The following is a 10,471-nucleotide window of genomic DNA, read 5'->3' as shown; positions in this document are numbered from 1 at the left end:
TCTTCACCATGGCGTGCATTAATGCCGGCGCCATGACAACAAGATCCGCTGCCCTCGCTATCGCTCTTTTCGCCTGCGGCCCTGCCACCGGGGGAGAAACGCCGTGGCAGGAGATTGCCCCGGGGGTGCAACTGCGGCTGATCACCAGCGGAGAGATTACAGCGGACGGCACCACCTACGCGGCGCTCGAAATCGATATGCCAGCGAACACCAAAACCTATTGGCGGGTGCCGGGGGAAACTGGACTGCCGTTGGAAATTGACCTGGCGGGCTCGTCCGGTGTGGCCAGTCACAAAGTTCACTGGCCTTATCCAGAGCGGCAGAAGACCGGTGAATACCTGGACTATGTCTATCATGGGCCGACGGTTTTACCGCTAGAGTTAGAGGCGGGAGCCGGATCGCATCTGGAGATGAAGGCGACCCTGGGGATTTGTTCGGACATTTGCATGCCGGCTCAAGCGGCTTTTTCCATCGCCCTCGCCGAACCGGTAAAGGACGCGCCCAACAGCTTGCGCATCCGCCAGGCGCTTGCGGAAACGCCAGTTGCCTGGACCGAGTCATCGCCGGTGATCGGTGACGTCGCTCTGACGGAGGAAGGCGGCGCAATTGCCGTTAAGGTGCTAGACCCACGGGTGGACGCTGCTTCCCTTATCGCAGCGACGGTACCGGGGGAGCCGGTGTTTGGTGTGCCGCAAAAAAGCCCCGAGCCGAACCTAGTGCTGATCCCCATACTTGGTGCCGAGAACGATGCGGCACTGGTGGGTGAAGACGTTCAGCTCACGTTCATGACCGAAATGGGAGCTTTCGAGGTCACTCGACCGGTTGAGCCTACAGTGACAGAATAGCTTTTCCGGATGTGCATGAATTGCCTGAGTGACGAACGTGGGTCAAAGGGGAACCGCCAGCGAGCGGTAGGATGGGGCGAACTATTCGATGATTGAAAAGGGTAATGCGATCCCGTCTGTGCGGGTGAAGCTGATCGGCGCCGATGGCGAGACGACAGATACCACCAGTGATGCAATTCTGGGGACGGGGCGCGTCGCGTTCTTCGCGGTGCCGGGGGCATTTACGCCGACCTGTCACGTCAATCACCTGCCCGGGTTTGTTGCCAATGAGGCTAAACTCAAAGCCGCCGGGATTGACCGGATCGTCTGTGCCTCAGTCAACGATGTGCATGTGATGAAGGCCTGGGCGGAAGCCTCCGGCGCGGTCGGCAAGATCGAGTTTCTGGCTGACGGCAATGGCGAACTGGCCGATGCCCTGGGTATGAGCAAGGATTTCTCAGGCTCCCTCATGGGCAAGCGCTTTGTCCGTGCCGCTATGCTGGTGCGTGACGGCGTGGTCGAGAGCGTCTTTGTCGAAGACGCGCCCGGCGTGACCGCCACGGGTGCCCCGGCCATTCTGATGGCGCTTGAAGCCAACCCAAGCTAATGCTCCCAGGACCACGCTCGATGAATTCGATGTACTTTCGTGCTCTGCGCCTTGCTGGCCTCTGTGCTGCGGCAAGCCTGTTGACCGCCTGCTCAATGGGCGGCCTCATGGGGGGCGGCGGTTCCTCGTCTGCCCAGACGCTGCAGAATGCCACGCCAAATCCTGCTTCGGTGGCGCAGGCGCAAACCAGCGCGCTGCCGGTGATTGCCACCGAATGCCCACCCATCAAGGTGCGGCCGGGCAGTGAAGCGATGTTCTATTATGGTGGTGGGCAGGTCGGCAGTGCCAAGTCGCTGCAATATCAGGGCGTCATCGATGAGACATCGCGCAATTGCGTGGTCTCCAACGGGCTGATTACCGTCAACATGGGCGTGGTCGGCCGGGTGCTGCTCGGCCCTGCCGGATCGCAGAGCTCGGTCAACGCGCCTCTGCGATTTGCAGTGGAACGCGACGGACAGGCGGTGTTCTCCGAGAAGTACACCATTCCTGTGGCGATCAATCCGCCGGCGCAGTCGGCGGAGTTCGTCAAGGTGGTCGAGAACGTCGCCATTCCCTACCTGGGTGGCGAGGAGATCACCATCTGGGTAGGGTTCGACACTCGCGGATAATCCAACGAGAGACCTAAAAAAGCCCGCAGAGCAATCTGCGGGCCTCCTGCTTTATTCGGCGGCTTTGGGCAACTCCGGTGCTCGCTCCCATTTAAGCACCGGCTGCCGGGCCGCACGTGTCTCGTCGAGACGTCGGCGGGGCGCCTTCAGCGGCGCGGCAGTGAACCGTTCGGTGTTGCCGGCCTTAGCGTCGGCCGCGAGCTCTTCCATGACATCACAGAACCGGTCCAAGGTCTGCTTGCTTTCGCTTTCGGTGGGTTCGATCAGCATCGCGCCATGCACGACCAGCGGGAAATACATGGTCATGGGGTGGAAGCCTTCGTCGATCAGCGCCTTGGCAAAGTCGAGCGTCGTGACGCCCGTGCCCTCTAGGAAGCTATCATCGAACAGCGCCTCATGCATGGTGGGGTAGTCGTTGAACGGTACCGAAAAGGCGTGCTGGAGACGAGCCTTGATGTAGTTGGCGTTAAGCACCGCATCTTGCGCCGCCTGGGCGAGGCCATCGCCACCATGGCTAAGCATATAGGTGAGCGCCCGCACATACATGCCCATCTGGCCGTGGAATGCGGTGACGCGGCCAAGCGCAGCATCCTGCTGGTGCTCGACCAATTCCAGCCCAGTCTCACCCTGGCGCACGAACGGGACGGGTGCGAATGGCGCGAGCGCCTCCGACAACACCACAGGTCCGGCGCCTGGGCCACCGCCGCCGTGGGGCGTCGAGAAGGTCTTGTGCAGGTTGATGTGCATGGCGTCGATGCCAAGATCACCCGGCCGCACGACGCCCATGATCGCGTTGAAATTAGCGCCATCGCAATAGAAGAACGCGCCCGCTTCGTGCACGGCCTTAGCGATCTCGATGACCTGCGGCTCGAAGAGACCACAGGTGTTGGGATTGGTGAGCATGATGGCGGCCACTTCCGGGGACAGCGCGTCCTGTACCGCCTGCACATCCACTGTCCCATCTTCCCGCGCTGGAACAGGCTTGACCGTGTAGCCAAGGAAAGCGGCCGTGGCCGGGTTGGTGCCATGCGCGCTTTCGGGAACGAGCACGATCCGGCGATGCGCCTCGCCCTTGGCTTCCTGAGCCGCCTTGATCGCCATCATGCCGAGCAGTTCGCCATGGGCACCTGCCTTGGGTGAAAGGGCAACGGCAGCGGTATTGGTGAGCGTCATCAACCAATGGGAAAGCTGCTCCATCAACTCGAGCGCACCCTGGACGGTCGAGACCGGCTGGAGTGGGTGAATATCGGAAAAGCCCGCCAGCCGCGCCATTTTTTCGTTGAGGCGCGGATTGTGCTTCATGGTGCACGAACCAAGCGGATACATGCCGCTATCGATGGAATGATTGAGGCGGCTGAGGCGCACATAGTGGCGCATGGCCTCGGGCTCAGTAAGTCCGGCGAGATCAAGCGGTGTCTGCCGGGCGAAGCCGCCGAGGCGGTCTGTGCCGATCGTAACATCCGGCAGATCCACGCCAGAGTGTTCGGTGTCGCCGATCTCGAACAGCAGCGGTTCATTGGGGAGGAGGGCGGAGCCGGAAGCAGCCGTACCAGTACTACCGATGCCCGTCGGCCGGCCTTGCGTATTCATGCTCATGCCAGTTCCTCCGCAAGGGCGCCGCAGAGAGCAGCGATATCGCTATCGGTCGTGAGTTCGGTGGCTGCAAGAACGATCAGGTTCTCCACACCGGGCTCACTGGGCTCAACCCGGCTGACCGGTACGCCACCAAGTATGCCGCGGGCGGCGAGGCGCTCAACAAGAGCTGCAGCCGGCTGAGCGGTGCGGATCGTCATCTCATTGAAGAAGCTCCGGTTCAGCACCTCGATGCCTGTAACAGCCGAAAGCGCGTTGGCCAGCTTGCAGGCATTAGCGTGATTGAGACGGGCGAGGCGCGTGAAGCCAGCTTCACCCAGCAAAGCCATGTGGATCGAGAAGGCCAGGGCGCACAGCCCCGAATTAGTGCAGATATTGCTGGTCGCCTTCTCGCGACGGATATGCTGCTCACGCGTCGACAGGGTCAAAACGAAGCCGCGATTCCCATCTGCGTCGACGGTTTCCCCGCAGAGCCGGCCCGGCATCTGCCGGATGAACTCCCTGCGGGTGGCCATCAATCCCAGATAAGGGCCACCAAAATTCAGGGCATTGCCGATCGACTGGCCCTCGGCGACCACGATATCAGCGCCCAAAGCACCCGGCGCTTCTAGCAGACCCAGCGAGACCACTTCGGTGATAACGACAATCAGCAGCGCGCCCTTGGCATGTGCCGCGTCGGCTGCAGTCTTGAGGTTGCGCAAATGGCCGTAAAAGTCTGGGGTCTGGATGACGATAGCTGCGGTCTGCTCGTCGATATGGTCGAGAATGTCGCCCTGACCTTCGGGGGAAGCCGCAAGGCACTCGAGATCGGCGTCATCCTTGAGGTAGGCGCGCACGACGTCTCGGTAATGGGGATGAAGGCCGCCAGAAAGTACAACCTTGTTGCGCTTGGTGAGGCGGCGGGCCATGAGCACGGCTTCGGCGGTACCGGTGGAGCCGTCGTAAAGGGACGCATTGGCCACATCCATGCCGGTGATCTTGGCCACCTGGGTCTGGAACTCAAAGAGCATCTGCAGGGTGCCCTGCGAGATCTCGGGCTGGTAGGGCGTATAGGCGGTGAGCCATTCCGACCGCTGGATCAGGTGATCGACAGTTGCCGGAACGTGATGCCGATAGGCGCCAGCCCCGATGAAGAAGGGGCCATCCGAACCAGTGTGGTTCTTAGCTGCCAGCGCCCGCATATGGGCTTCCACAAGAAATTCTGGCTGGTGGGCCGGCAAGCCCAGGTCGAAGGTCTTGAGAGCCTTGGCGGGAACGGCGCTGAACAGCGCGTTGATCGTATCGGCGCCGATTGCGGCGAGCATCTCTGACCGCTCGGCTTCGGAATGGGGAAGATAGCGCATGGCGTACTCGGTTAGAGGGTCAGCTCGTGGTAGCTGTCAGCATCGAGCAATTTGTCGATTTCGCTCATGTCGCTAATGGCGATCTTGAACATCCAGCCGTCAGAGTCTGGAGCCGAGTTGACGAGGCCCGGTTCGCCGGAGAGGGCGGAGTTGATCTCGGTGACGGTGCCCGAAACTGGCGCGTAGATCTCGGACGCGGCCTTGACGGACTCGACCACGGCAGCTTCGTCGCCCTTCTTGAGCTCCTTGCCAACGGTTGGCAGGTCGACAAAGACGATGTCGCCCAGTTGCTCCTGAGCGTAGGGCGTAATGCCGACGATGCCGGTCGAACCTTCGACGCGGATATATTCATGGTCAGGGGTAAACTTGGTGGTCATGGCGGCGGTCCTCAGGACTTGGCTTTGCGGAAATAGCGGTGGGCGACGAAAGGCGTGGCTACAACCTCGGCCGCTTGGGCCCGATTGCGCACTTTGACCTGAAGTCCGGTGCCGGGCTCGGCATAGGGAGGCGGGACAAAGCCCAGAGCAATGGCCTTGCCGAGCGACGGCGCGAAGCCACCGCTGGTGACCACGCCGACGGGGTTACCCTCCGCATCGAGTATCTCGGCACCCTCGCGGGCGGGGGCGCCTTCGACGATCAGCCCCACGCGAACGCGGGAGAGAGCGCCATCGCGCTCCTTGAGGATACGGCCGGCTCCTGGGAAGTCGGCCAGCTCGCGGCGGCGCTTGGAGACAGCAAATCCCAGCCCGGCTTCTATGGGAGACACGGTCTCGTCGAGGTCATGCCCATAGAGCGGAAGGCCCGCTTCGAGGCGCAGGGAGTCGCGCGCGCCAAGGCCGATCGGTTTGACGCGATCATCGGCCAGGAGCGCCTCGAGGAGCGTGGTAGCGAACGCGGCGGGGCAGAGCAGCTCGAAGCCATCTTCCCCGGTATAGCCTGAGCGGGAGGCAATCACCGTCTGGCCCTGCAATTGGAATGGGCCGTATTCCATGAAGCCGAGTTCTTCTACGCCCGGAAGAACGGACGAAAGCACGGCAACCGCTTCGGGACCTTGGAGCGCGAGCAGAGCACCATCATCGGCGCGCGTCAGCTTGGCGCGGTTGCCGGCGGCCTGGGCGATGCGGGCGAAATCGTTCTCCTTGGTGGCGGCGTTGACCACGATATAGAGCGAGCCAGGGTAGAGCGGTGATCGTGCGACCATCAGATCGTCAATGATGCCGCCCCCCTCGTTGAGAAGGAGCGTGTAGCGCACCTGACCCGGCTTCAACCCTGTGATATCGCCGCAGATGAGCGGCTCGAGGATAGAAGCGACAGTGGCATGGTCGGCCTCGGCATCACCAGTGGGCGTCGTCAGCTGCAAAAAAGCCGGGCCCATATGGGAAACATCAAAAAGCCCGGCATGCTCCCGTGTCCACTTGTGTTCGGCCATTATACCGGTGGCATACTGAACGGGGAGAGAATAGCCGCCGAACGGCACCATGCGGCCGCCAAGGGCGAGGTGGCGCTCATGGAGCGGCACGGTTTTGAGGTCTTGGGCTGAGGAACTGGCCATCAACTCGTCCTGAACATGAAGGGGCGACGCGAATCCGCCTTGGCGAACCCGTGCCCCCTCTGTCCTCATCACCTGAGAGATTCCGCGGCTGAGCGCCGCTTGCTCCTTCGGTGGGGTCGCGCAATGTGCCGGCCCGCTTTCCAGAGTTGTAGCTGTGCCTGCGGTCCTTTTGCCTGAGAGTTTCCGGGGCGGTTGCTCCTTCGGCGCTGGAGAAGATCCAGTCTCTCCCGCAGTCATCGGCACCATGGTGGAGATTTTGGTGGCCGTCAATCTGGGCGCAAACAAAAAGGCGGGCACAAGTGCCCGCCTGAAATCTCGTCGTTCTGGTTGGCCTAGTTGAGGCGCTTGCCGACGTCGGCGATGGCTTGGTCGACCAGGATATTGCCCTTGTGGCTCATCTCCTCGGTGAGCACGACGCGAGCCGCCTCAATGGCAAGATCGGCAGAGCGGGCGCGCACATCGGCGATCGCCTGGGCCTCAGCCTGGGCAATCTTGTCTTCCACAGCCTTAGTACGGCGGACAACAAGCTCGTTGAGAGAGGCCTGGGCGTCGGCCGTCATGCGGACGGCTTCTTCCTGAGCGGCAGCAACGATGTCGGCGGCTTCGGTTTCCGCAGCCGCACGCTTCTGCTCATATTCAACGAGCAGGGCGGTAGCTTCCTCGCGCAGGCGCCGGGCTTCATCGAGCTCATCGGCGATCTGCTTGATGCGACCGTCGAGCACCTTGTTGATGGTGCCGAAAACGCCAAGGAAACCGACGCCCAGGACGAAGATGACGAGGGCGACGAAGGCCCAAAACGAATTATCCATCCATTCAGGCATGGCTTACTCCTTGCTCACCTTCGCAACGGCAGCACGAACGCTGTCGGGCGGTACCTCGCCGCTCAGATGCGCAACGACGCTCTGGGCAGTTTCGGCGGCGATTTCATCGACATGGGTGAGGGCCTGCGCCTTGGTCTGGGCAATGCGGGCTTCGGCCGCGCTGATACGCTCAACCAGCTCTGCTTCAACCGCAGCGCGTTTGGCGGCGATATCCGCCTGCACCGCGGTGCGGTTGGTCTCGGCAATGCCTTGCGCCTTGGTCTTGGCGGCAGCAAGGGCAGCCTCATAGGCGGCAATGGCTGCATCGGTCTTCTGCCGGCTGGCATCGGCGGCGGCGAGATCCGCGTCGATCCGGGCCTTGCGGTTCTCGAGAATGGTCCCGATCCGCGGCAAGGCCAGCCGGCTCATAACCAGATAGAGCGCACCAAAGGTGATGGCCAGCCACAGCAGCTGGGATGGGAAAGTAGCGGGATCAAAGGGCGGGAAAACATCCGAATGCCCATCGTCATAATGGTGCTCGGTTTCCGCAAAGGTTTCCAGCACGGGCGTCTGCGACACACCATGCTCATCGACGACCACAACGGTCTCGTCAATCGGCGTTAACGGCTCTTGGGCGAAGGCCTGCGCTACCATTCTGTGGTCCCGTTCAATTCAAGAGTCCGGCGCTGGGCCGGACGTTTTGGCCGCAGCCGGAGAAACCCGGCTACGGCAGGTCGCATTTCGTGCCGATTAGGCGACGAACAGCAGGATCAGGGCAACGAGGAACGAGAAGATGCCCAGAGCTTCGGTCACGGCGAAGCCGAAAATCAGGTTACCGGTCTGGCTGGGAGCAGCAGAGGGGTTACGCAGAGCACCCTGCAGGAAGTTCGAGAAGATGCTCGCCACGCCCAGAGCAGCGCCGGCCATGCCCAGAGTGGCAATGCCTGCGCCGATATACTTTGCCCATTCAGCTTCCATTTTGTAGTCCTTTCGAGGGTAGGTCGTTGGTTGCCGGCGGTACCCGCCGATGAGGGACTCAACGCTCAGTGTGAAGGGTGAACCGCGTCGTTGAGATACATCGAAGTCAGCACTGCAAACACATAGGCTTGCACCGCAGCTACGAGGAATTCGAGGGCCGTGATGGCCACGCCCATGATCAGCGGCAGGATCGCCCCGAGCCAGCCCAGGGCGCCGGCGGCTCCCATGGTCACGATAAAGCCGGTGAAGACCTTGAGCGTAATGTGACCGGCAAGAATGTTGCCGAACAGACGGACGGACAGGCTGATGGGCCGCGATAGAAACGAGACGATCTCGATCGGGATCACAATCGGCAGCACGTAGGCCGGGACGCCCGATGGAGCAAAGAGCTTGAAGAAGCCAAAGCCGTGACGCACCAGGCCGTAAACGGTGACTACGCCGATGACCAGCATGGCCAAGGCAAAGGTGACCACGATGTGGCTGGTGACGGTGAAGAAGTAGGGCACCATGCCGTACAGGTTGGCGACCAACACGAAGGCAAAGAGCGAGAACACGAAGGGGAAGAACCTCATGCCTTCCGTACCCGCCGAGCTTCGCAACATATTGGCGATAAATTCGTAGAGCATTTCGGAGGCAAGCTGGATGCGGTTCGGCACCAGCTGACCTTTGCCGGGCGCCAAGAGCATGAAGGCGCTGATCGCAACGACCGTGGCGACCATAAACATGGCCGAATTGGTGAAAGCGATGGTAACACCGCTGCCTTCGGTGCCGTCGCCGCCGAGGGTGAACAGCTCCAAGATGTCATAGATGACAAACTGGTGGATCGGATCAGTACCGGCCAAAGTGCAGCCCCTTGCTCGTCGTCATGACTCATCTACCGGTTTGGTATTGGCTCCACGCGGGCCGGCCCCCGCAGTGGACGAGGCAGCTGCCTCTGCATTCATTTCCGCCACCGCACGGATGACGTTCATAATCCCTGCGGCAAAACCCACCATGAACATGATGAGCAAACCCCAGGGGCTGGTGCCAAGGGCGAGATCGGCAAGATAGCCGATACCCGTTCCAACAAGGATCGCTGCGGCAAACTCGGAACCCAGACGCAGACCGCGTGCCAGTCCTCGGTTGTCGCGTGATCCGTTGGCCGAGGCTCTGTTGTCCTCGATCTCACGGTCCCGCTTGGCTGAGGCGATGCGCGATGCGAGATCCCGCGTCACCCCTTGGGCATTCACGTCCCTGCCTTCGGTGCCTTGCGGCTTATTCATCCGCTCCTCCGGCTGGCCGTTTACCCCGATTTCCGGGCGCCCTTTAAGTCGCGCGCAACATAGTGGTGGCTCCAGGAGGTGTCAAGAAGCGCAGGATCGGTCTAACTCGTTGTTTTGATTTAGGTAATAGAACCGGCGCGAGGGTGCGGCATGCTGTCCACGTGATCGCGTGTGGCAGATGGAGGTGCGGCGGGGAGATTCTACCAAACGTGCCGAAGCGCCAGCCTGGCCAGATTGGCTGCGCGGGTGCGCGATATGGCGCGAAGTTCACGTCCGTGCCGGTCGTCCGGCAGGTAAAAAGGTGAGGCAGTCCTCGCCCCGAGTCCCGAACGCTGCACCAGTGATGGGCGACGCTGACGCTAGCGGGGTTCCGCTCGGCAAGGCGCTCAAGGGACGGTTAAACCTGGGAACCCGAGTACCAGCTTACCATTGATCGCCGCACAAAAAGGTAGGCGCGCGATGTTCTTTCTGTTTTCCAACCGACTTGGTTGCCTCGGCTCCCTTGCGATTTCCGTGATCGCGACGCTGATCCTCTTGGCCGTGTTCGGTATTTTATAGACCCATTGCTGAGGCAGCAGTCTTGGAGGGGAAACGAGCTCCCCTCCAACTAGGAGGCAGGGACTATTTCCCGCCGATCGCTAGGCGCGGTCGCGCTTGCTACTTATTGGTACGACCGCGCTGATCGGGGTCTACGCCACCTGCTGGCGTGGTGTCGTTCTTTACGTCGCCCTCGAAGGTGTTCTCACCATCGAGGTTTTCGACCGAACCATCTGCGTTGTTCGTGCCCCGCGTGCGTCCGATGCCGGGATCCTCCCGCAGGTCCTTGTCCGTGGGTGTCTTGGTCTGTGGATGCTTGCTCATGGTGCAACTCCTGTTGAGTACCTTGCCGCCGACGCGCTTCCCG

General features: G+C 61.5%; 13 protein-coding genes and 1 riboswitch. Of the genes, 3 read left to right on the top strand and 10 right to left on the bottom strand.

Features of this window, described 5'->3' with window-relative positions; all coding sequences use genetic code 11:
* Positions 1-32: 32 nt before the first annotated feature.
* The 3 genes from QOV41_RS16475 (at position 33) to QOV41_RS16465 (ending at position 2,039) form a co-directional block, all read left to right on the top strand.
* Complete coding sequence (locus QOV41_RS16475) at positions 33-845, top strand: protein-disulfide reductase DsbD domain-containing protein (RefSeq protein ID WP_284577884.1); 813 nt, start codon at positions 33-35, stop codon at positions 843-845.
* Positions 846-933: 88 nt separating this feature from the next.
* Positions 934-1,431: a peroxiredoxin gene (locus tag QOV41_RS16470; RefSeq protein ID WP_284577883.1), complete on the top strand. Its 498-nt coding sequence runs from the start codon at positions 934-936 to the stop codon at positions 1,429-1,431.
* A gap of 29 nt (positions 1,432-1,460) precedes the next feature.
* Positions 1,461-2,039: a hypothetical protein gene (locus QOV41_RS16465; protein WP_284577882.1), complete on the top strand. Its 579-nt coding sequence runs from the start codon at positions 1,461-1,463 to the stop codon at positions 2,037-2,039.
* A gap of 51 nt (positions 2,040-2,090) precedes the next feature.
* Here QOV41_RS16465 and gcvPB read toward each other — a convergent pair whose 3' ends face one another.
* The 10 genes from gcvPB to QOV41_RS16415 all read right to left on the bottom strand — a co-directional run bounded on the left by gcvPB (position 2,091) and on the right by QOV41_RS16415 (position 10,428).
* Positions 2,091-3,635, bottom strand: coding sequence for an aminomethyl-transferring glycine dehydrogenase subunit GcvPB (gene gcvPB / locus QOV41_RS16460; protein WP_284577881.1), 1,545 nt, complete (start codon positions 3,633-3,635; stop codon positions 2,091-2,093).
* Positions 3,632-4,975, bottom strand: a complete 1,344-nt coding sequence (gene gcvPA / locus QOV41_RS16455; protein ID WP_284577880.1) for an aminomethyl-transferring glycine dehydrogenase subunit GcvPA — start codon at positions 4,973-4,975, stop codon at positions 3,632-3,634. Before gcvPA ends, gcvPB begins: the two co-directional genes overlap by 4 nt.
* Positions 4,976-4,986: 11 nt before the next feature.
* The gene (gene gcvH, locus QOV41_RS16450; RefSeq protein WP_284577879.1) at positions 4,987-5,352 is read right to left on the bottom strand and encodes a glycine cleavage system protein GcvH; all 366 of its coding nucleotides are present in this window, start codon (positions 5,350-5,352) and stop codon (positions 4,987-4,989) included.
* 11 nt (positions 5,353-5,363) lie between these two features.
* The gene (gene gcvT, locus QOV41_RS16445; RefSeq protein WP_284577878.1) at positions 5,364-6,527 is read right to left on the bottom strand and encodes a glycine cleavage system aminomethyltransferase GcvT; all 1,164 of its coding nucleotides are present in this window, start codon (positions 6,525-6,527) and stop codon (positions 5,364-5,366) included.
* Positions 6,528-6,678: 151 nt separating this feature from the next.
* Positions 6,679-6,767, bottom strand: a riboswitch (glycine riboswitch).
* Positions 6,768-6,859: 92 nt separating this feature from the next.
* Complete coding sequence (locus tag QOV41_RS16440) at positions 6,860-7,348, bottom strand: F0F1 ATP synthase subunit B family protein (protein ID WP_284577877.1); 489 nt, start codon at positions 7,346-7,348, stop codon at positions 6,860-6,862.
* A gap of 3 nt (positions 7,349-7,351) precedes the next feature.
* Positions 7,352-7,981 (bottom strand): F0F1 ATP synthase subunit B family protein, encoded by a 630-nt coding sequence (locus QOV41_RS16435; RefSeq protein WP_284577876.1) that lies wholly within the window; start codon positions 7,979-7,981, stop codon positions 7,352-7,354.
* Between the two features lie 96 nt (positions 7,982-8,077).
* Entirely contained in the window at positions 8,078-8,305 is a 228-nt protein-coding gene (locus QOV41_RS16430) for a F0F1 ATP synthase subunit C (RefSeq protein ID WP_284577875.1), read from the bottom strand.
* Positions 8,306-8,370: 65 nt separating this feature from the next.
* Positions 8,371-9,147: a F0F1 ATP synthase subunit A gene (locus tag QOV41_RS16425; protein WP_284577874.1), complete on the bottom strand. Its 777-nt coding sequence runs from the start codon at positions 9,145-9,147 to the stop codon at positions 8,371-8,373.
* Positions 9,148-9,168: 21 nt separating this feature from the next.
* On the bottom strand, positions 9,169-9,567 hold the full coding sequence (locus QOV41_RS16420; protein WP_284577873.1) for an AtpZ/AtpI family protein: 399 nt from the start codon (positions 9,565-9,567) through the stop codon (positions 9,169-9,171).
* A gap of 657 nt (positions 9,568-10,224) precedes the next feature.
* Positions 10,225-10,428, bottom strand: a complete 204-nt coding sequence (locus QOV41_RS16415; RefSeq protein WP_284577872.1) for a hypothetical protein — start codon at positions 10,426-10,428, stop codon at positions 10,225-10,227.
* Between the last annotated feature and the right edge of the window lie 43 nt (positions 10,429-10,471).

The organism is Devosia sp. RR2S18 (assembly GCF_030177755.1).
Taxonomy (GTDB): domain Bacteria; phylum Pseudomonadota; class Alphaproteobacteria; order Rhizobiales; family Devosiaceae; genus Devosia; species Devosia rhizosphaerae.
The sequence above is the reverse complement of the archived record's forward strand: the minus strand, read 5'-3'. Positions and strand labels throughout refer to the sequence as shown.

Coding starts and splice junctions, on each gene's coding strand:
- QOV41_RS16420 (WP_284577873.1), bottom strand. CDS start 9,567: ATGAATAAGCCGCAAGGCACCGAAGGCAGGGACGTGAATGCCCAAGGG.
- QOV41_RS16470 (WP_284577883.1), top strand. CDS start 934: ATGATTGAAAAGGGTAATGCGATCCCGTCTGTGCGGGTGAAGCTGATC.
- gcvH (WP_284577879.1), bottom strand. CDS start 5,352: ATGACCACCAAGTTTACCCCTGACCATGAATATATCCGCGTCGAAGGT.
- QOV41_RS16435 (WP_284577876.1), bottom strand. CDS start 7,981: ATGGTAGCGCAGGCCTTCGCCCAAGAGCCGTTAACGCCGATTGACGAG.
- gcvPB (WP_284577881.1), bottom strand. CDS start 3,635: ATGAGCATGAATACGCAAGGCCGGCCGACGGGCATCGGTAGTACTGGT.
- QOV41_RS16475 (WP_284577884.1), top strand. CDS start 33: ATGACAACAAGATCCGCTGCCCTCGCTATCGCTCTTTTCGCCTGCGGC.
- gcvT (WP_284577878.1), bottom strand. CDS start 6,527: ATGGCCAGTTCCTCAGCCCAAGACCTCAAAACCGTGCCGCTCCATGAG.
- gcvPA (WP_284577880.1), bottom strand. CDS start 4,975: ATGCGCTATCTTCCCCATTCCGAAGCCGAGCGGTCAGAGATGCTCGCC.
- QOV41_RS16465 (WP_284577882.1), top strand. CDS start 1,461: ATGTACTTTCGTGCTCTGCGCCTTGCTGGCCTCTGTGCTGCGGCAAGC.
- QOV41_RS16440 (WP_284577877.1), bottom strand. CDS start 7,348: ATGCCTGAATGGATGGATAATTCGTTTTGGGCCTTCGTCGCCCTCGTC.
- QOV41_RS16415 (WP_284577872.1), bottom strand. CDS start 10,428: ATGAGCAAGCATCCACAGACCAAGACACCCACGGACAAGGACCTGCGG.
- QOV41_RS16430 (WP_284577875.1), bottom strand. CDS start 8,305: ATGGAAGCTGAATGGGCAAAGTATATCGGCGCAGGCATTGCCACTCTG.